The following is a 19,068-nucleotide window of genomic DNA, read 5'->3' as shown; positions in this document are numbered from 1 at the left end:
AGTGGGCTTGCCTGCTCCTACAGTAAATCTGAGCGGCGCATGACTTTTTGGGGCTGGACTTGCCAGCTCCTGCAGTAAATCTGAGCGGCGCATGACTCTATGGGAGTGGGCTTGCCTGCTCCTACAGTAAATCTGAGCGGCGCATGACTTTTTGGGGCTGGACTTGCCAGCTCCTGAAGTAAATCTGAGTGGCGCCTGCCACCTGTGGGAGCGGGCTTGCCCGCGATGGCATCGACCCGGTCTACCCACCTGACCTTGCCGCCTGAATCGCTGGCAAGCCAGCTCCCACAAGAAATCTGACCGGTGCATGACTCTATGGGAGTGGGCTTGCCAGCTCCTACAGTAAATCAGAGTGGCACCTGCCACCTGTGGGAGCGGGCTTGCCCGCGATGGCATCGACCCGGTCTACCAGCCTGACCTTGCCGCCTGAATCGCTGGCAAGCCAGCTCCCACAAGAAATCTGACCGGTGCATGACTCTTTGGGAGTGGGCAAGCCAGCTCCCACAATAAATCTCACCGGCCCATGAATCTGCAAGCCAGTTCCTGCAAAAGGTTTATCCGGCGGGCTCAGATACCTTGCGCAGATCCTCAAAGAACACCTTGCCCCGAGGGATGCGGTCTGAGGCCCTGGGGATGTTCGGACCCTGGGCATCCGGGTTTTCCAGATACCAGTAACAATGCGTCACCGCCCGGGTAATGCCCACATAGGCCAGGCGCAGGATTTCATCCTTCTGCGCCGTGTCGTAAGGGTCCGGGTCGCCATCCTTGCCCAGGCCCGCCATGCGATAGACCTGGTTTTTATACGGCGAAGACGTCAGGTGCTGACAGTCACCCAACAGGAACACCGCGTCAGCCTGCAAGCCCTTGGAGCTGTGATAGGTCAGTTGCTTGAGCCGACGGTCTTCAGGCGCCAACCTGGAATCCACATTAACTACCGACTGAATATCCTTCTCAATCAATAACTTATCGCTGCTTTTTCGATACAACATTAAGACGCTATCCCCAGCGTTGTAATGTTCGATCAACCGCGCTGCCAAAGCCTGGTCATCGCGGCTCAATACATTCACCGGTACTGGCACCTTGGGCTCACCACTGGCTTTGGCCCGTTTGCCGGCAATCGAAGGGGCTGCACGCACGATATGCTCGGCAGCATCGATGATGTGCTGATGGCTACGAAAGTTGTCGCTGAGCATCACCCGGGTGGTGGCGGGCGACGGGAATTCCTTGTTGAACTCCATGAAGTACTTGGGCGAACTGCCGCGCCAGCCATAGATTGACTGCCAGTCATCACCCACACAGAGTAACGATGAACGCTGGGCACCACGCCCGACATGCATCGCCGGGCCTCGACTGCGGATTTCCCGCAGGCTGGCCCTTAACCAGGAAACGATTTGCGGCGAAACGTCCTGGAACTCATCGATCATCAAATGCGACAGCGGGCGCAGTTGCTCATGGCTCAGCAATTTGAAGTTTTGCGGGGTGTTCTCGCCGAACAGCGAAAACATGCGGTTATAGGTCATCACCGGCGGCGACTGTGCCAGCAAGTGATCTTCCAGCGCGCGCCAGTACAGGCTCAGGGCCTCGAAGAAAAACCGGTCCGGATCATCGGCGGCAAATGCCATGTCCCCCACGGCCGCGGCAACGTCCAGCCCCAGGTTCTCTATAAAGCTGGCAGCCGCGACAAAACAGTCCAGCAACGGCGCCGAACTCAGTTCGCCCTTGAGCTTGTAATCAAAACCCGGCCCCGCACTGGCATCACCCGCCAGCGAGGTAATAACACGCTTTGCAGCATCATAGCTTTCCAGCCAAATCAAAGGCTTACTGCAAAAAGCTCGAAACAGAGTGCGCTTTACTGCCCATTCGGCGCGCACGCTCAACTTGGCCCCCGGCCTGCAGATTTGCGGGTTTTCCCGCGGATCAAACCCGAGCACCACCCACGCATCCAGTTGTGGCACATACCCGTGGCAATGGAACTGCGCACCATTGATTTGCACGGTTTCCCGGCTCGGCTCAATGCCCTGGATCGGCCAGGCGCCCGCGGCAAACCACAGGTCTTCGAGGGTGTCGCACAGCTCTTCGTCGCGCTTGGCGGCCAGCTCGGTCACTGCCATGCGTTTTTGCACATCCGGGTGATCGCGTTCCAGCTCCTTGAGTTGCAGGGCATGCCGGCAGAGGGGTGCCAGGGTCTCGCGAAAACGCTGATCCCGGGTGTAAAGCCCGTGATAGCAGGCATTCAGTTGCTGGCGCTGGGCATCATTGATCCGCAGGTCAAACGGGTTGCTGTCGCTGTCATCATCATTGAGCAAAGTGCGCGTGCTCAGGGTCTCGAATGCCTGCAACTGGCTGTAGCCGGGCAAGCTGCGAACCATGGGCAAGATCCGCGAATGGAAAGTGCGCACCACATCCCGCGCTTCCTTGAGGCTCAGGGTGCGGCCCCACAAGGCAAAAATGGATTGCAGTTTGCTGATGAAGTCCTTGCGCGACTCGCGGGTGAAGGTCACCACCGTCATCGAACCGAGTTCAAAACCCAGGTAATGGCTGAGCAGCAGAATACGCAGCACCAGCGATGTCGACTTGCCAGCCCCGGCCCCGGCAACCACCGAGGTCGAAGGTGTATCGCTGAGGATCATCTTCCACTGGGCGGCACTGGGCTGTGCCTGTTCGGGCAGGATCGCCGCAACATCGGCCTTGATCCGCTTTTTCAGCTCGGCGGTCAGCGGCAGGCGCCAGTCATCGAACAGGTTGTCGTCGATGCCCGGCGCACGCAGCACCTGCGGGCGGGTATCACTGATGAACAATACTTGCCGGCCTTGTTCCAGCCCCTCGGCATGCCCTTCCTCAAAGCCGTAATCCACCCCGGCGCTGTGCCCGCTGCGAAACCCGTCGGCCTGCCCCTGCAACCAGGAGGCGGCATGTTGCGCACGCAAATGGTTCAGGCCGCTGCCAAAGAGTCTGGCGGCCAGGCGCTTGAGCAAGGGTAATCGGGTTAGAGGGGCGAGTTCTTCAGGCAAATCGGGAATGTGTTGCGGCACGCTGACTCCAGGGTGTGAGGCTGTCCGGGCGGATGGGCTATGGTCGCTGCATTGCGCCAAGATATCTAGGAGCATCAGCTCTTTAGAGCATTTTATGAAAGTAGGCACGGATGTGTTGACGGAAATATACATCTAACAAATAGATAGTTTTAAAGCATATTTTCAGCTTTTTATCGATATGTTCTTGATGGAAAATCACCCCATCAGCAACCGGGTAACCGTCCACAGCGCACGGGCCACCTGAACAGGAGAAGCATCATGCTTGAACTCAGACCCTTCAACACCCTGGGCGGCGCAAACCACGGCTGGCTGGACGCTCACCATCACTTTTCGTTCGCCGAATACTACGATCCGACCCGGATGAACTGGGGCAACCTGCGGGTGTGGAACGACGATGTGATTGCCCCCGGCACAGGTTTCCCGAAACACCCCCACCGCGACATGGAGATCATTACCTATGTCCGCGAAGGCGCCATCAGCCATGAAGACAACCTGGGCAACAAAGGCCGGACTGAAGCCGGTGATGTGCAAGTCATGAGCGCAGGCACCGGGATTGCCCACAGCGAATACAACATGGAGTCGACGCCGAGCAAAATCTTCCAGATCTGGATCATTCCCAATCAGCAAGGTGACGCACCGGCCTGGGGCGCCAGACCCTTCCCCAAAGGCCGGCGCGAAGGCTTTGTAACCCTGGCCAGTGGCAAGGACGGCGATGACCAAAGCTTGCGCATCCGCGCCGATGCACGCCTGGTGGCGGCCAACCTGAAGGCCGGGGAAACAGCGGAGTATGCACTGGACAGCGGCCGCCGGGCGTATCTGGTGCCTGCCACCGGGATGATTGAAGTCAACGGCTTGCGCGCCGGCGCCCGGGATGGAGTGGCCGTGGTTGATGAGACCCGGTTGCGAGTCACGGCCATTGAAGACAGTGAGATCGTGCTGGTGGATATCGCCTGATTGATAACTTGAAAAAAGGCCGGCACCTTCACGGGTGTCCGGCCTTTTTTATAGCCTGCACGCTTGCGTCGGCCGTTCCGGCGACAGGCTTCAGCTCAGGGGATTGTCGATCTGGATGTAGAGAGAAAATGCACCCAGCACCAGCCAGAAACAGGCGAACAACCAAGGCGAGCGCACGGAAAACATCAAGGATTTTTTATAACCCTTGTGGGTGGACTCCATCTCGCAAAACAACGGTGATTCATCGTAGGCCATGCCCATGACCGGCTGACTGCTGAGCAGTTCGCTCTGTTTGAAGTGCCAGTGATCGATGATGTCGTAGGCCGCCCGGATCCCCGGCCACGCATTAAGTGAGATCAGTATCCCGAGCACCGCCAGCATGGGCGGTACTGTGAGGGTGAAAAACTTGCCCCACTCCGGGTTGAGGTTAGCCATGCAGGATGCAAAGGCGATCACCAGAAATGACTGGGCCGCCAGATACGCATCAGTACGGTGGGACAGGATGCTGGTCTCGTACTGGATTTCACGCCGGTAGAAATCCAGCCGGTCCTTGGGCGAGCCGAACATTTTGGCATCGTGCTCGCTCTGAATCTGTAACTCACTGTGCGACGTAATTATTTTGTTCATCCGCAGCGCCCGGGCAATGTCTCGAACACTGTTGGATAGACCCGTCCATTACAAAGTTCAGCCTGTGACACAGCTCGCTGCAGGTGATTTGCGGCGCTGGATCAGATACCCCAACACAGCCAGGGGAGCCGTGGCCAACATCACCTCAACGGTGATCTGCAGGGGCTCGGTGATAAAACCCGACACCAGCAGGCTACCGAGAAAACACAGACCCAGTTGCAGGGTGTTTTGCAAAGCGGCGGCCTTGCCCGAGTTTTCCGAAAACGGCATCAGAGCATGGGCCACGACGATGGGGTAGCTCGCGCCGTTGACCAATGCCATCAAACAAAACGGGATCAGCAACGTGGTCAAGGTGGGCTCGGTCATTGTGGCAACGCAGTACAGGCCCACCATGCTGATGCAATACGCCAGCAACAGCCACGGCAATAGCGTGTGGCCCTTGATCCGCTGCAAGGCACTGCGGCAGCTGTAACCGCCGATCATGAAGGCCAGGGTCGGAAACGCGTAGCTCAAGCCGATATCACTGGGGCTGTAGCCCATATCGCCAAGGATGAAAGGAGAAGCCGTCAACCAGGCAAAGAAACTGGCCGAGCAGGCGGCAAAGATCATCACGTTGCCGCTGAAACCGGGCGAGCGCAGCAGCTGCCAATAGCTCACTTTAGAGGTGACGATTGTTGCCGGGGCGCGGGCTTTTTCTTTGAGCAACAGGGTCGGCACTATCAACAGCACCGCCAAACCGAGCAACACACTGAAAATCGCCTGCCAGCCCAAATGGCTCAGCACCACAGCCCCCAACAGCGGTGCCAGCGCAGGCGACAAGGCCATCAACGGCATGATGCTGGCAAACACCCGATTGGCTTTATCGGCCGGGAAGCGATCGATTACCAATGCTTGCCAGGTCACAGCCGCCGCGCAGATGCCGATCGCCTGGATAAACCGCAGGCTCAGGAGCAACACACTGTTATCGACCCACAACATCCCCAGGCACCCCAGGGCAAACATCGACAGCCCCGCCAGCAGCACCGGCTTGCGACCCAGGCGGTCAGACAGCGGTCCCCAGAGCAATTGGCCAAAGGCAAAACCGGCCAGAAAGATGCTGAGACTGGCGCCAACCGCGCCGGAAGACAGCCCCAGCTCGCTGCGCAACGTGCCGAAGGCCGGCAAGTACATATCCATGGCCAGGTAGCCCAGCATGCTGAGCCCCGCGAGGTAACAGGTAAAACCAAAAGAGTTCTTCATGGGCTTCCAAAACTTGCCATCAAACAATTTGTTGACTGGCGTGCATTATCCAGCTGCACATTTGCTTGTGAAGCGATAATAATTGCCTAATGACATCAATTATTTTGAAGGCAAACCATGTGGTCTGAATACTCGCTGGACGTAATCGATGCCGTCGCCCGCCACGGCAGCTTCAGCGGTGCCGCCCAGGAGCTGCACCGTGTGCCTTCGGCCATCAGCTACACAGTGCGCCAACTGGAGCAGTGGCTGGCCGTACCCCTGTTTGTGCGTCGCCATCGCGATGTCGAACTGACCCCGGCCGGACAGGTGTTTGTCAAAGAAGCCCGTGATGTGATGAAGAAAATGCTCGGCACCCGGCGCCTGTGCCAACAGGTCGCCAATGGCTGGAGCGGCCAGTTGCGGGTGAGCGTGGACTCGATCATCAAACACCCGCGCTGCCGGCAAATGGTGATCGACTTCTATCGGCACTTTCCCGATGTGGAGCTGATTGTTCAGTACGAGGTATACAACGGAGTGTGGGATGCGCTGGTGGATGGCCGTACCGACCTGGTCATCGGCGCCACCAGGGCAGTGCCGGTGGCAGGCAGTTTTGCCTTTCGCGACATGGGCTTTCTGCACTGGCTGTGCGTGGTCAGCCCGCAGCATCCACTGGCCCGGGTTGACGGCTTGCTCGGCGATGAGCAACTGCGCCCCTACCCTTCACTGTGCATGGACGATACCTCGCGCAACCTGCCCAAACGTGACACCTGGACCCTGGATAACCAGCGCCGGATGATGGTGCCCGACTGGACTACAGGGCTGGCCTGCCTTAGCGATGGACTGTGCGTGGGCATGGTGCCTGCCCACCTGGCCCAGCCCCTGATCGAGCAAGGCCGATTGCAGGCGCTGCATTTGCAACGCCCTTTCCCGGCCAGCCCGTCATGCTTAGCCTGGGTACAGAACAATCATTCTCCGGCGATGAACTGGTTGCTGGAATATTTGGGGGACACGCCCACCCTGAGCCAGGAATGGCTTAATGATGCGGGCGCTGAGGAGTCATGAACGAACAGGCCGGGGGCTGAGCCCGGGCCATCATCAGGGCCGTGCAGGCCGGATCTGAAATCGTCATAAATTGAGAATTAATAGCGTTTTGCCTACATGCTTTTCACGCCACTTTCACATCGACTGGCCTAAATTGGATCCACTCCTTTTGTGAATCCCATTTGGCCCGCTCCCCTCAGCGGGCCTTTTTTTGGCCCTGATTTAACAGGCCTCAATCATCCAGCTGTGCAGGAGCCTTGACCGGTTTTGCAGCCTTGCCCGGCTTGCCGGCCGGCGCTGTTTTATCCGGCGTCACCACCTCGGCCTGGGCCTGAATCTGGTTTTCGGCAGCGGGCAAGGCGTCTACGGTTTTGAACAACTCAGCGAGGTTTGCATCACCCTCGGTTTCGAGCTTCTTTTCGCCATCCTTGCCAATCAGAATCACTTTGGCCTTGTCGATAATCATCCCCGGCTTGAGTCCGCGAATCAGCGACATGGTGCTCTGGGGTTCAAGGTCTTTGCCATCACGTTTGCCGGTAATGCCGACAATCGTATAGAGCACCATGTTGCGCTCTTCGAAGCCCTTCTGATTGGCCGGATCGGCCAGCGCTTGCTTGAGTGTGGTCAGGGTTGGATCGACTTCTGTACGAGCAACGATGATCAATGGGCGAAATTTGCCGCGATCCTGTTCAAGGGGGCTTGGAACTTCAACAGCCTGCGCCATGCCAGTCACCAGCAGGCCGGTAAGGATCAATAAACGGATAAACATCCAGAACTCCTTTTATTAGCGGACCGGGTTCGTGGGTGTGCTGCCAATACCTTGAAACCCGTGGCGTTGAGCTTGTCATTCAAAGCGTAGGCCACGGGCTTGATCACGCAACCGGGTACCCGGACTTTGCCTTTCAAGCCTGTTTTTTGCAACAGCATCCGGATCTGTCGCCCATGGCGAAATGCTCATCACAAGCCATGCCCGGCAACCAGAAACCTGGCGCCCCAAGGCTCAAAGCGATTTGGCCGGCGACCGGTTTTTCGCCCTGAAGTGACGCACCAGGGCTACCACCACCATCAATACGATAACGCCCAGGGCAATCGGCAAACGATAGGGTTTGAGATCCCCCAGCAAGCCCTCGAGAAACTCTCCGGCCCAGTACCCGCCGCTGACGAACAGCGTCGCCCATACCGCCGCGCCCACCAGGTTGATGCAGGTAAACTTGACCGGTGAAACCTGGCTTGCACCAATGACCATCGGCCCCACCAGACGCATGCCATACAGAAAGCGCACGGAGAAAATCGACGCCGTAGGGTACTTGTTGATCAACTGCGTCACCCGCTCGATGGCGGCTTGATGCTTGTGCAGTTTGGGCAACAGCCGGGCACCGAAGTAGCGACCGGTCCAGAACAGCAACTGGTCACCCAGCATCCCGGCCAGACTCGCATACATAATGACCGGCAACAGCTTGAGCACATGTTGATGGGCTGCCATGCCCCCCAGAATCAGGATGGTTTCACCTTCCAGCAAACAGCCGATAAAGATGGCCAGGTAACCATAGGTCGCCAGCAAGTAGTTGAAATCGATGTGTTCAAACATGTGCACTCTGTAGCTCCATTGGAAGAGAGTATTGCTGCATCCAGCCGGCGCAATCTAACACGCAGCCAGTCAGTGCCGGTGCCTGTGGTGAATATCCGGAAAGTGCGGATGGCTATGCCGAACGGGAGAATGCACATGCCCATGGCTGTGGGCGGCACCCGGCGGTACATCCTCGGCATGCTCATGCTGATGGTGCTCATCGTGGGTATGGCGATGGGTGTGCTGCAGCGGCTGGTGTTGATGCATATGCTCGTGCCGCTCGGTGAGGTGCAGCCAGACCCCGAACAGCATAAACGCGGCGGCCAGCCAGAACAGCAGCGAGACTGATTCCCCCAGCAGCACAATTGCAATCGCAGCGCCCAGAAAAGGCGCGGTCGAGAAGTACGCCCCCGTGCGCGCCGCGCCCAGTCCGCGCAAGGCCAGCACAAACAGCACCAGGCTCACGCCGTAGCCCAGAAAGCCGATCAATAAAGTGGGCGTCAGCGCCACCAGAGGCGGGATTTTGGCCCCCAGGGTCAACCCGATCGCGCAGTTGACCAGCCCTGCAAACAACCCTTTTACCCCGGCAATAAAGAGCGCATCGCAAGCCGATACCTTGCGCGTCAGATTGTTGTCCACCGCCCAGCACAAACAGGCAAACGCCACGGCCAAGGGCCCAAGCCAGGATTGCGCGACACCCGCTGCCTGGCCGGACGGCCACGACAAAACAATGCCCCCGGCAATAATTGCCAGCATCCCCACGACAATCCTGCGGTCTGCATTTTCCTTGAACACCACCCACGCCAGCACGGCGGTCAGCACGGGTTCCAGATTGAGCATCAATGACGCCGTGGCGGCACTGGTCAGAGTCAGCCCCACCATCAGTGCGACCGGGCCAAGAATCCCGCCGAACACAACCGCCCCGACCAGCCACGGCCACTCGCTGACACTCAGCCCGGACCTTTTCCAGCCCCGATCGCGAAGCAAACGCAGCAACACCAGGCCTGTGCCGCTGCCCAGATACAACAGCCCGGCCAACAGCACTGGCGGGATTTCTGTGCCCAGCAACTTGGCCAGCGGGGTACTGGCCCCGAACAGCGCCGCCGCCGCCAAGGCATAAATCACACTTGTATTCATCACATCCACTTCTGTTTCAGTCGTGCAAGCAGCCTAGACCAGCGCGCAGGCAAAGCGACCTGAATCAGCAGCAGCCAGCGGCAGCACTTGGCATTACCCCTTGGTACCCACGGCTTTCTGGCAATGGACGAGCCATATCCCTCCCTCAAACCCCCACTGGTTACCTAGCCCTATGATTTTTCGACGGTTTTATTAAGCCAAGGAGCAAAAAAAACTCACTCAATCAGCACTAACCAACTTGCCTCATCGGTGCAGGCTCTATATATTCGTCCACCTGTCACGCAGGCTCTTGAGTACTTTGATCCCGAAGCACCTTCCTTCCTGACCCGCTTTATAGCGCTACCGCCCGAATGGCGAAATTGGTAGACGCATGGGACTTAAAATCCCCCGTTCGAAAGGACGTGCCGGTTCGATTCCGGCTTCGGGCACCAAACAAATCAAGGGCTTGCATGAGATTCTTCGTGCAGGCCCTTTGTTTTGCACCGCAAAAATTCAAACCGCTGCGCAATTCCTTTTTTACCCCTCCCCTTGGCGTCCTGCCGAATGAACACAAACCCGAAATAACTCATGTCCACTACAACGGATTTGCAATCCGAGCTGGAAGTCTTTTAAAGCCGTGGTCTGGAGCCTGCTTGGCGTTCCATTAGCACCGACATTGCGCAAATCTGGAGCAACAAGGATAATGCTAATCATTATCAATTGTTGCTATTGGTTTGTCCTCTCATGCCTGCTCCCGATTATTATGCCCTGCATCTAATGTACAGCGAACATAACGGCTGGCTCAAAAGCTGGTTGCGCGCCCGCATGGGCAACGCCGCCGATGCAGCAGACCTGGCCCAGGATACCTTTGTGCGTCTGCTGACTTCCCGCGACGTCGAACAGATTCGCGAACCGCGCACCTACCTGAGCGCTATCGCCCGGGCACTGATGATCGACAAATTCCGTCGCCGCGCCTTGGAGCAGGCTTACCTCGAAGTCCTGGCCCTGCGCTCGGAACCGCTGGATATCTCACCTGAAACACGCCTGATGATTCTCGAAACCCTGGTAGCCATCGACACCATGCTTGATGGCCTGGGCGAGCGTACACGGCAGATATTCCTCGCCGTGCAATTGGAAGGCCTGAGTTATGTGGCCACTGGCGAACGCCTGGGCGTTTCGGTGACCACCGTCAAGAAACACGTGATCCGCGCAATGACCCATTGCCTGCTGCTTACGGAGGACTGATGGCTGCGCCCCTGGATCTGCTCACCCTCGAAGCCGCAGCCACCTGGTATGTGCGCCTTAACAGCATGCCGCCCACAGAGGCTGATCAACAGGCCTGGCGCCACTGGCTGGCCGCCAACCCACAGCACGCGCGAGCGTGGGCACGCGTAGAAAAACTGCAAAGCCAATGGGCTCGGTTGCCCGCAGACGTGTCACTGCCGACGCTGGCCGGGGTAAAGGCCCGCCGCCGCGCTGTACTCAAGACCCTTGGACTGTTGCTCGCCGTGGGCGGCAGTGGCTGGCTGGCCACCGAGCATCTGCCCTACCAGGCGATGCTTGCCGATCAACGCACCGCCACCGGCCAGCGTCGGCACATGCGTCTGGACGACGGTAGCCAACTGGACCTCAATACCGACAGCGCCGTAGACATTGCCTTCAGCGCCGACTTGCGTCTGATCCGCCTGCACCGCGGCGAAATCCTGGTAGACACAGCCAGCGATAGTCGCCCGTTTATCGTCGAAGCCCCCCAAGGCTCGGTGCGTGCCCTGGGCACGCGTTTTGTCGTGCGTTGCGGGCCGACGTTCACCGATGTGTGCGTGCTGGATAAGGCGGTAGAGCTACGCCCTCTGAATCATCCTTCACGGGTTCAGCGCCTGAATGCCGGCCAGCAGGCCCACTTCGACCGCGACCAGATCAGCGCCGTGACCCCCTCCCCGGCAGGTGTCGGTGCCTGGAGCCAAGGCATGTTGACTGTCATCGAGTGGCGCCTGGGGGATTTTATCGCCGAGCTCAGCCGTTACCGTCGCGGCGTGCTGCGCTGTGCCCCGTCCGTTGCCAGCCTGCGGTTGAGTGGTGCATTCCGTATCGACGACACCGATACCATTCTGGAAAACCTCAGCCAATCCCTGCCGGTCAGCGTACGTTTCGTGACGCGTTACTGGGCCAGTGTCGAAGCGGCCTGAAGTTTTTTGCGAATTATTCCCATCCCGGGTTGCCGATTCCTATTTTCGTTCGGCCATGTACAGAAAGCAGCGTTTACGACTGCTTGCCTGCCCTGCCAACGGAAGGAAACCTGTATGTCACGATTCACCCTCAACGCCGCCCGGCCGCTTGCGCATGCCGTTCACCTGGCTGTGGCGCTTGGTGTATTTTCGGCCTTGAGCCTGGCGCCAACCCATGCGCTGGCGCAAAACCAGACCCACACTTACCAAATCAATGCGGGCTCGCTCGGCGCGGCGTTGAGCCTGTTCGCGACAGCGGCCAATGTCACGCTGTCGTTCAACGCCGAGCAGACCCAAGGCATGACCACACCGGGATTGAGCGGCACTTATAGCACCGACGAAGGCCTGGCACGCTTGCTCGCGGGCAGTGGCTTGCAGGCTCAACGCCAGGCTAATGGTGCTTATGTGCTGGTGCCCGTGCCCAAGAGTGATGAGCTGCAATTGGGCGCTACAACCATCTCCGGCCAGGCCCTGGGCTCAATCAGCGAAAACACCGGTTCCTACACTACCAGCTCCATGAGTACCGCGACCAAACTGGCGGCCTCCATGCGCGAGACGCCGCAATCGGTCACGGTAATCACTCGCCAACGCATGGATGACCAGAACATGCAGTCTCTGGAGGACATTTCGACATACACCCCAGGCCTGACCATGCGCAAAACCGGTGGTGAGCGCCCTGAGTTCTATTCCCGCGGTTCTGCCATCGACAACATTATGATCGACGGACTGCCAGTCGCGTATGACAGCGACACCCTTGGCACCTCGACCCTGGCGATGTTCGACCGGGTTGAAGTTGTGCGCGGTGCGTCGGGCCTGATGCTCGGTGCCGGCAACCCGTCCGGCACCCTTAACCTGATCCGCAAACGGCCCACTGTCGAGCCGCAAGTTTCTGTCACCCTGGGTGCCGGTTCATGGGACAACTATCGCACCGAAATCGATGCCAGCAGTGCCCTCAATTCCAGCGGTTCGATCAGGGGCCGCGTAGTCGGTGCCTTCCAGGACAAAGACAGCTTTACCGATGGCTACAGCAGCAAGCGCCAGTTGTTGTACGGCATCACCGAGTTTGACCTGAGTGAAGCCACTACCCTGACCCTCGGAGCGTATTACAACCGTGAGGACAACCCGGGGGCCGACTGGTCAGGCATTCCGACCCGTGCCGATGGCACGTTCCTGCCAATATCCCGTTCGACGCGCATGAGCCCGAACTGGACCTACTGGAACAAGAAAAACACCAGCGCATTTGCCGAAATTGAGCACCGCTTCGACAACGACTGGAAACTGCGCCTCAATACCACGTGGCTGCGAGGCGACCTGGACATGCTGGGCACCAGTTTCTATCGACTGGATCCCAGTGCAGATCAGTTGAACCTGAACGTGGGCCGCTACACCTACCAGCACACGCAAAAAAGCGTCGACGGCTACGTTTCCGGCCCCTTCACCCTGCTTGGTGCGACCCACGAACTGGTGCTCGGTGGCAGTTATCGAAATGATAAAACCGACGATGGCCCCGGCGGTGGTTTCCTCAACGACCCGAATATCGTGCTCGATCCATCAAACTTCGACTATCACGGCGTAGAGAAACCGGCTATCAACTACAACTGGTCACGCAAGGGCAAGGTCGATCAATACAGCACTTACGCCACCGTACGCTTCCATCTGCGCGACGACCTAAAACTGATCCTCGGTTCACGCCTGGACTGGTACGAATACGAACAGAACACTATTTCCGGCGATTACACATTCGGCGCCGACTACAAGGCGACGCGGGAATACACCCCCTACGCCGGCTTGATCTACGACATCAACGATACCTACTCGGTGTACACCAGCTGGACCAGAATCTTCCAGCCGCAAGCGAACGTGGACTTCCAGGGCAGCCTGCTGCCGCCGGTCACCGGCACCAACCGCGAAATCGGGATCAAGGGCGAGTACTTTGAAGGTGCGTTGAACGCCAGCCTGGCCTACTTCCAACTGAACCAGGAGAACCTCTCCCAAGGGCTTGATGCCTGTGCCGAGGGTGTTGCTTCCTGCTCCGTGGCCTCCGGCGAAGTGGAAACCAAAGGCGTTGACCTTGAACTGCAAGGCATGCTTGCCCTTGGCTGGCAGGCCTCGGCGGGCTACACCTATGCCGGCGCCAAGAACGTCAAGGGCGGCAGCGGTCGCTTCGACAGCGACACGCCATACAACCTGCTCAAGCTGTCCACCACCTATCAATTGCCGGGCGATCTCGAAAAATGGTCGATCGGCGGTTCATTCCGCAGCCAGAGCAGCACATACACAACCTACGGCGTATCTCAGGGCGGCTACAGCATCGTCGACCTGATGACCGGCTACAACGTGAACAAAAAACTCAAGGTGCAAGCCAACCTGAACAACGTGTTCGACAAGCATTACTACCAGAGCATCAGTAACCCGGCGGGCGCAAACATCTTCGGCGACCCGCGTAACGTGGCCGTGACCATGAAGTGGAGCATGTAAGCTACGCACTTCTGAGAATGACAACATCCTGCTTGGGCAGGTGTTGTCATCCGGACGCTGAACCGCCCCGTATTCTCTAGACACCTTGCAAGCTCATTGCGTAACGTGCTTGGTCACGCGCTGCCAGCCACTGCTCAAGGGCAAAGCGCTTGCCCTGCTCGCCCGGCACTAACGCGGCATTGGCCAGATTTGTGCGCTCTGTTTGGAGGGCGGCGTCCTTGGCGGCCAGTCGCCGTTCATAAGCGTTGGCCTGCCATGCCCATGCGGCCCACGCGCTGCCAGCCATCAGGGCCAGGATGATCAGCAGCCCCCCGCCCCACTTCGCCGCATCGATCTTCACGCCAACACCTTGTGCGCCCGGGCGTACAGCGCCTGCCGATAGGCCGCGCCATCCTGGCCAACGTTGATGCGTTAATACCTGCTCAACAGCAGCCATTCCTGAAGGTGTGGGTTCGACCAAAATGGACGTTCAAGCGCTGGAGATGCGCAGGCGCATACATTCATGTATTGCCATCATATATGGAAATGCATATATTCGTTTATCCATATGTTTCGAGCTTTGAAGTAATGACTTCAAGGGCGGTGCTCTGCTGACCTTCCCGGTTTAGTTGATCAGCCTTTGTGCCCTGGCTCGGTGCCTCAGCCTCTGACGTCCGCCTGAAGCGGAAGGATAAACCCATGCGAATTCTGTTCATGTGCACGGCCAACAGTTGCCGCAGCATCCTTTCAGAAGCCCTGTTCAATCACCTGGCACCGCTGGGTTTCGAAGCAGTGAGCTCCGGGAGTTTGCCCAAGGGCCAAGTGCTGCCTCGCAGCCTGTCTACCTTGCAGCAGGCCGGCATCTCGATCGACGGTTTGTACAGCAAAGGCAACGACGCCTTCGAAGGCCACCCGCCGGATATCGTGATCAGCGTCTGCGACAAAGCCGCAGGCGAAAGCTGCCCGGTGTATTTCGGCCCGGCACTGAAGTCCCATTGGGGTCTGGAGGATCCGTCCGAAGTGACGGGTGATGAATTTGCGATTGATGCTGCCTTCCGCGCCACGCTGGCGCATATCGAACGACGCTGCAAAGCCTTTCTCGAACTGCCCCTCAACCGCCTCAGCCGCGACGAGCTCAAAACCGAGCTCGATCGGATCGGCGTGCTTTAAGGAAAATGTATGTCTGAACATCTACCCAATCTGGACCTGACTCTGTTCGACGGCTCTCGGGCTTCTACGTCGGCATCGCACAAACCGCGCATCTTGTTGCTCTACGGGTCGACCCGCGAACGCTCCTTCAGCCGCTTGCTCGTGGAGGAAGCCGCGCGCTTGCTTGAGCACTTTGGCGCTGAAACACGCATCTTCAACCCATCGGGGTTGCCGTTGCCTGATGACGCCCCGGTGGATCATCCCAAGGTGCAGGAGTTGCGTGATCTGGTGTTGTGGTCGGAAGGCCAGGTTTGGTGTTCTCCGGAACGCCACGGCGCGATGTCGGCAGTGTTCAAGGCGCAGATCGACTGGGTTCCGCTGGAGCTCGGCGCAGTTCGCCCCACCCAGGGCAAAACCCTGGCGGTGATGCAAGTGTGTGGAGGCTCGCAGTCGTTCAACGTGGTCAATCAACTGCGCGTATTGGGGCGCTGGATGCGTATGTTCACTATCCCCAATCAGTCCTCGGTACCTAAGGCCTACATGGAGTTCGACGAAGAGGGGCGGATGAAACCTTCGCCTTTTTATGACCGCGTTGTCGACGTGATGGAAGAGCTGGTGAAATTTACCGTACTGCTTCGCGACCGACAGGAGTTTCTGGTGGATCGCTATTCAGAGCGTAAGGAGTCGGCCGAACAGTTGATGGCCAGGGTCAACCAGCGCTCAATCTAAGAGGTCGGCCAGTTGCGGCCCTTCATGCAAGCCAGCGGCGAAAAACGCAAATTCGCCTACGCTACTTCTCAGTGCGCTCCTGACTCGATTGCCCTACTCGTAAGAATCATCATCGTTCGCCTGAAAGAGCCCCCTGATGACAACAAACAGACTGATTGGCTTTATTGCCCTACTTACTGCTTGCACCGCCCACGCTGATGACGGTGGCATCAGTTTCTGGCTACCGGGCCAATTCGGCACACTAGCGGCGGCGCCCACTGCCCCGGGCTGGAGCCTGCCACTGGTCTATTACCACGTTAACGCCAGCGATGGCGGCAGCAAGCCATTTCCAAGGGGCGGCCGAACCACACTTGGGCTGGATGCGAAAGCTGATTTGTTATTTGCCAGTCCCACCTACACATTCGCCGAGCCTTTGCTCGGGGCTCAAGCGGCGATCTCGATGGTAGCCGCCGTTGGAAGGTCCGAAGCCAGCGTTGATGCAACATTGAGCGGCCCCCGTGGCAAAAGTTTTTCCGGTGGCACGGACGACAGTTTAAAGGGTGCAAGCGACGTTTACTTGCTGGGTACCCTGAAGTGGAACCACGGCGTGCACAATCTCATGGCGTACAGCATGGGTAACCTGCCGGTCGGTGCCTATGACCCTGACCGCCTGGTGAACATCGGGCTCGGCCATGCCGCGCTGGACGCCGGCGGTGGTTACACCTACTTCGACAAAACCAACGAGTTTTCCGTTGTGGCGGGCATGACCTACAACTGGAAGAACCCGGACACCCATTATAAAAATGGCATCGACGCCCACCTGGATTGGAGTGCTTCGCACTTCATCACAAGCCAGACTCAGTTGGGCGTGGTCGGCTACTTCTTCAATCAGATCACAGGGGATAGCGGCAGCGGTGCCACCCTGGGCGACTTCAAATCAAAAGTCAGCGCCGTAGGGCCTCAGGCCGGGCATTTCTTCAAGGTTGGCAAAGACCTCTAGTACGTCAACCTCAAAGGCTACTACGAGTTTGATGCAAAGAACCGTCCGGAGGGCTGGAACACCTGGTTATCTTTGGCCATACCTTTGCCTGGTTAATCGTGTTGCGTAACTGTCTGCTTCGGGGCGGTTGGCTTGGCGATTCTGAGTAACTGGCGTCAGTGGGCCCATTGGAACCCACTGACGATTGATTTACTTGGCTGTGGTGAGCTTGGTATAGCTAGTGATCAGGTTTCTGTAGTCAGGAATGTGGTTTGAAAACAACGCCCCCAGTCCTTCCACATCATTGCGCCAGTCTCGGTGTAGTTCACAAGCCAGACCGAACCAGGTCATCAATTGGGCACCAGAGCTGGACATACGATCCCATGCCGAGTGCCGGGTGATTTCGTTGAATGTTCCGGAAGCATCTGTGACCACAAACACGTCAAAGCCTGCCTCCAGCGCAGAAAGTGCCGGGAACGCGACGCACACTTCGGTAACAACCCCAGCAATAATCAGCTGTTTTTTACCTGTAGCCTTGATTGCTTTTACAAAGTCTTCGTTATCCCAGGCATTTATCTGCCCTGGACGGGCGATGTAAGGCGCATCAGGGAAAATTGCCTTTAACTCAGGGACTAACGGGCCATTGGGTCCGTCTTCGAAACTGGTTGTCAGAATCGTAGGAAGGTTGAAGTACTTGGCAAGATCGGCCAATGCCAATACGTTGTTTTTGAACTTGTCGGGGTCAATATCACGCACCAGAGACAGCAGGCCTGTTTGATGATCGACTAACAATACGGCAGCTTGATCTTTGTCCAGACGTTTGTATTTGACAGACATTCGATTTCTCCTAGACCACTGTGAAAGCCAAGGCAGCCTCCACGGTAAAGTTAGTTTCCTGTGAGTACGTTAGTGTCTTGCGTACCCTTGGAGTCCAGCTCTTCGTGATGCCTGACCACCTCCCGAGCTCCGATGTAGCGCTCGGGCGGCAGCTGATAATGAGTCATCGCGCGTGTGAACCTTAGCCTACTCGCCAGCATCTGAACGATTGCAACCCATAGTGACTGGCTGCAGTCGGCCAGAGGCCTGCGTGCATGGGTTACAGCTCAAAACTTGGCCTATCTTTCAGCGACTCACCTGCAAAAGGTGATCCCGCAAGCAAGCATGCCTTGTGAGTCAGTCGCCCCATCGCCTGAACCTTTTCGCACTGATATTGCCCGGTGCATGGGCAACCACAACTCTGCGGCTACTGCGCTGAACATGATGTGCTGCTGATGGGTGCCTGGAACAACAAACCGGATCGCGGGAGCAGTGCGATCATTTGATCAAAGGCCGCCACCGCATACCTTCCATCAAGGCTTTTCACGGTGGGCATTTGTGCAGGAAACCCGAATCGCACTCTGCCGGGGAGCACTTCATCCATAGCTGAGTACCAGCCAAGCAGAGCTTGCTGGAGGCGCAGGTGCAGCTCGAACTTGCTCCGGCGGCGGGAGGCGTCGGATCTGGCTCGCTCGCGTGCGAGCCAAGGATCTATGGGGCCGACAATGTAACAGTCAGCAAAGCCGATACGTCCTTGGGCGATCGTTTCTCTTGTGGCCTCCAGCTCTATTCGCCAGTCGTGTTCGCTCGCCTCGCCGATCTGCCAAAGAGTCCAAATGTAGTGGAGCTTGAGGGGGTCACTGTCACACACCGCCCATGAAGAAGCGGCCTCCATGGCCAGCGCCGTTTGCCAGCGATCCACGTTTCGCTCTGCCCAAAAAGCCGCTGCACCGGCTGGATCTTTTATCCGGTCCGGCTCGTTGTCAAAACGGCCGTTTTCAGGGATGACATGCTGCCCTCCATGCTGGGCGCACCAGGTGGTTTTCCCGCTGGCACTGATACCTTCAACAACCACAATCATCGTTATGCCTACTCCGTTAACTACGCCATCCCTGCATGCAAATAAACCTGTAGAAAACAGTGCAGATCATTGCAATCAAGCTTCAATCAGATATGAAG

17 protein-coding genes and 1 tRNA gene are annotated in these 19,068 nt (G+C 57.8%); 9 read left to right on the top strand and 9 right to left on the bottom strand.

Annotated features, from left to right (window positions below; translation table 11 throughout):
• Window positions 1–554 precede the first annotated feature (554 nt).
• Window positions 555–3,032: a UvrD-helicase domain-containing protein gene (locus tag JQ845_RS04435; protein WP_003445857.1), complete on the bottom strand. Its 2,478-nt coding sequence runs from the start codon at window positions 3,030–3,032 to the stop codon at window positions 555–557.
• 258 nt (window positions 3,033–3,290) lie between these two features.
• Between JQ845_RS04435 and JQ845_RS04430 the strand changes: the two genes are divergently transcribed.
• Entirely contained in the window at window positions 3,291–3,986 is a 696-nt protein-coding gene (locus tag JQ845_RS04430; protein ID WP_127195335.1) for a pirin family protein, read from the top strand.
• Window positions 3,987–4,076: 90 nt separating this feature from the next.
• Here JQ845_RS04430 and JQ845_RS04425 read toward each other — a convergent pair whose 3' ends face one another.
• Together JQ845_RS04425 and punC are read right to left on the bottom strand one after the other, a co-directional pair.
• On the bottom strand, window positions 4,077–4,613 hold the full coding sequence (locus tag JQ845_RS04425) for a hypothetical protein (RefSeq protein ID WP_161719381.1): 537 nt from the start codon (window positions 4,611–4,613) through the stop codon (window positions 4,077–4,079).
• Window positions 4,614–4,670: 57 nt separating this feature from the next.
• Window positions 4,671–5,852, bottom strand: coding sequence for a purine nucleoside transporter PunC (punC, locus tag JQ845_RS04420; RefSeq protein ID WP_010657170.1), 1,182 nt, complete (start codon window positions 5,850–5,852; stop codon window positions 4,671–4,673).
• 117 nt (window positions 5,853–5,969) lie between these two features.
• On the opposite strand from punC, the gene punR reads away from it, so the two are divergent.
• Window positions 5,970–6,893 (top strand): DNA-binding transcriptional activator PunR, encoded by a 924-nt coding sequence (gene punR / locus JQ845_RS04415; RefSeq protein ID WP_003445862.1) that lies wholly within the window; start codon window positions 5,970–5,972, stop codon window positions 6,891–6,893.
• 211 nt (window positions 6,894–7,104) lie between these two features.
• Here the strand turns inward: punR and JQ845_RS04410 are convergent, their stop codons facing one another.
• From JQ845_RS04410 to JQ845_RS04400, 3 genes are all read right to left on the bottom strand, one after another.
• Window positions 7,105–7,641, bottom strand: a complete 537-nt coding sequence (locus tag JQ845_RS04410) for a DUF4174 domain-containing protein (RefSeq protein WP_003445863.1) — start codon at window positions 7,639–7,641, stop codon at window positions 7,105–7,107.
• A 231-nt stretch (window positions 7,642–7,872) separates the two neighbouring features.
• Window positions 7,873–8,460 carry a DedA family protein gene (locus tag JQ845_RS04405; protein ID WP_203008487.1) on the bottom strand — a complete coding sequence of 196 codons (588 nt, stop codon included), beginning with the start codon at window positions 8,458–8,460 and terminating at the stop codon, window positions 7,873–7,875.
• Window positions 8,461–8,529: 69 nt separating this feature from the next.
• Window positions 8,530–9,576, bottom strand: a complete 1,047-nt coding sequence (locus JQ845_RS04400) for a DMT family transporter (protein ID WP_003445865.1) — start codon at window positions 9,574–9,576, stop codon at window positions 8,530–8,532.
• 344 nt (window positions 9,577–9,920) lie between these two features.
• Between JQ845_RS04400 and JQ845_RS04395 the strand changes: the two genes are divergently transcribed.
• The 4 genes from JQ845_RS04395 (at window position 9,921) to JQ845_RS04380 (ending at window position 14,258) form a co-directional block, all read left to right on the top strand.
• Window positions 9,921–10,007: transfer RNA gene (locus tag JQ845_RS04395), tRNA-Leu, on the top strand.
• Between the two features lie 292 nt (window positions 10,008–10,299).
• Entirely contained in the window at window positions 10,300–10,800 is a 501-nt protein-coding gene (locus tag JQ845_RS04390; protein WP_003445866.1) for a sigma-70 family RNA polymerase sigma factor, read from the top strand.
• Window positions 10,800–11,741, top strand: a complete 942-nt coding sequence (locus tag JQ845_RS04385; protein WP_161719385.1) for a FecR domain-containing protein — start codon at window positions 10,800–10,802, stop codon at window positions 11,739–11,741. The genes JQ845_RS04390 and JQ845_RS04385 overlap by 1 nt, the downstream gene beginning before the upstream one ends.
• Before the next feature lie 114 nt (window positions 11,742–11,855).
• Complete coding sequence (locus tag JQ845_RS04380; protein ID WP_203008485.1) at window positions 11,856–14,258, top strand: TonB-dependent siderophore receptor; 2,403 nt, start codon at window positions 11,856–11,858, stop codon at window positions 14,256–14,258.
• A 76-nt stretch (window positions 14,259–14,334) separates the two neighbouring features.
• Here JQ845_RS04380 and JQ845_RS04375 read toward each other — a convergent pair whose 3' ends face one another.
• A complete protein-coding gene (locus JQ845_RS04375) occupies window positions 14,335–14,598 on the bottom strand; it encodes a hypothetical protein (RefSeq protein ID WP_003445874.1) in 264 nt (87 codons plus the stop codon).
• Between the two features lie 338 nt (window positions 14,599–14,936).
• Here JQ845_RS04375 and JQ845_RS04370 point away from each other — a divergent pair, with 338 nt between their 5' ends.
• The 3 genes from JQ845_RS04370 to JQ845_RS04360 all read left to right on the top strand — a co-directional run bounded on the left by JQ845_RS04370 (window position 14,937) and on the right by JQ845_RS04360 (window position 17,094).
• Entirely contained in the window at window positions 14,937–15,407 is a 471-nt protein-coding gene (locus JQ845_RS04370; RefSeq protein ID WP_203008483.1) for an arsenate reductase ArsC, read from the top strand.
• Window positions 15,408–15,416: 9 nt separating this feature from the next.
• Window positions 15,417–16,115: an arsenical resistance protein ArsH gene (gene arsH / locus JQ845_RS04365; protein WP_203008480.1), complete on the top strand. Its 699-nt coding sequence runs from the start codon at window positions 15,417–15,419 to the stop codon at window positions 16,113–16,115.
• A 136-nt stretch (window positions 16,116–16,251) separates the two neighbouring features.
• Entirely contained in the window at window positions 16,252–17,094 is an 843-nt protein-coding gene (locus JQ845_RS04360) for a SphA family protein (protein ID WP_236010181.1), read from the top strand.
• A gap of 189 nt (window positions 17,095–17,283) precedes the next feature.
• On the opposite strand, the gene ycaC is transcribed toward JQ845_RS04360, so the two are convergent.
• Window positions 17,284–17,910: an isochorismate family cysteine hydrolase YcaC gene (ycaC, locus tag JQ845_RS04355; protein ID WP_003445884.1), complete on the bottom strand. Its 627-nt coding sequence runs from the start codon at window positions 17,908–17,910 to the stop codon at window positions 17,284–17,286.
• 406 nt (window positions 17,911–18,316) lie between these two features.
• Complete coding sequence (locus tag JQ845_RS04350; RefSeq protein WP_203008464.1) at window positions 18,317–18,970, bottom strand: hypothetical protein; 654 nt, start codon at window positions 18,968–18,970, stop codon at window positions 18,317–18,319.
• Window positions 18,971–19,068 lie beyond the last annotated feature (98 nt).

The organism is Pseudomonas paraversuta, assembly GCF_904063065.1.
GTDB classification, from domain to species: domain Bacteria; phylum Pseudomonadota; class Gammaproteobacteria; order Pseudomonadales; family Pseudomonadaceae; genus Aquipseudomonas; species Aquipseudomonas paraversuta.
Note: the sequence above shows the minus strand (reverse complement) of the source record. Positions and strands in the feature narration are given on the sequence as shown.

Coding starts and splice junctions, on each gene's coding strand:
- JQ845_RS04430 (WP_127195335.1), top strand. CDS start 3,291: ATGCTTGAACTCAGACCCTTCAACACCCTGGGCGGCGCAAACCACGGC.
- JQ845_RS04425 (WP_161719381.1), bottom strand. CDS start 4,613: ATGAACAAAATAATTACGTCGCACAGTGAGTTACAGATTCAGAGCGAG.
- punC (WP_010657170.1), bottom strand. CDS start 5,852: ATGAAGAACTCTTTTGGTTTTACCTGTTACCTCGCGGGGCTCAGCATG.
- punR (WP_003445862.1), top strand. CDS start 5,970: ATGTGGTCTGAATACTCGCTGGACGTAATCGATGCCGTCGCCCGCCAC.
- JQ845_RS04410 (WP_003445863.1), bottom strand. CDS start 7,641: ATGTTTATCCGTTTATTGATCCTTACCGGCCTGCTGGTGACTGGCATG.
- JQ845_RS04405 (WP_203008487.1), bottom strand. CDS start 8,460: ATGTTTGAACACATCGATTTCAACTACTTGCTGGCGACCTATGGTTAC.
- JQ845_RS04400 (WP_003445865.1), bottom strand. CDS start 9,576: ATGAATACAAGTGTGATTTATGCCTTGGCGGCGGCGGCGCTGTTCGGG.
- JQ845_RS04390 (WP_003445866.1), top strand. CDS start 10,300: ATGCCTGCTCCCGATTATTATGCCCTGCATCTAATGTACAGCGAACAT.
- JQ845_RS04385 (WP_161719385.1), top strand. CDS start 10,800: ATGGCTGCGCCCCTGGATCTGCTCACCCTCGAAGCCGCAGCCACCTGG.
- JQ845_RS04380 (WP_203008485.1), top strand. CDS start 11,856: ATGTCACGATTCACCCTCAACGCCGCCCGGCCGCTTGCGCATGCCGTT.
- JQ845_RS04370 (WP_203008483.1), top strand. CDS start 14,937: ATGCGAATTCTGTTCATGTGCACGGCCAACAGTTGCCGCAGCATCCTT.
- arsH (WP_203008480.1), top strand. CDS start 15,417: ATGTCTGAACATCTACCCAATCTGGACCTGACTCTGTTCGACGGCTCT.
- JQ845_RS04360 (WP_236010181.1), top strand. CDS start 16,252: ATGACAACAAACAGACTGATTGGCTTTATTGCCCTACTTACTGCTTGC.
- ycaC (WP_003445884.1), bottom strand. CDS start 17,910: ATGTCTGTCAAATACAAACGTCTGGACAAAGATCAAGCTGCCGTATTG.
- JQ845_RS04350 (WP_203008464.1), bottom strand. CDS start 18,970: ATGATTGTGGTTGTTGAAGGTATCAGTGCCAGCGGGAAAACCACCTGG.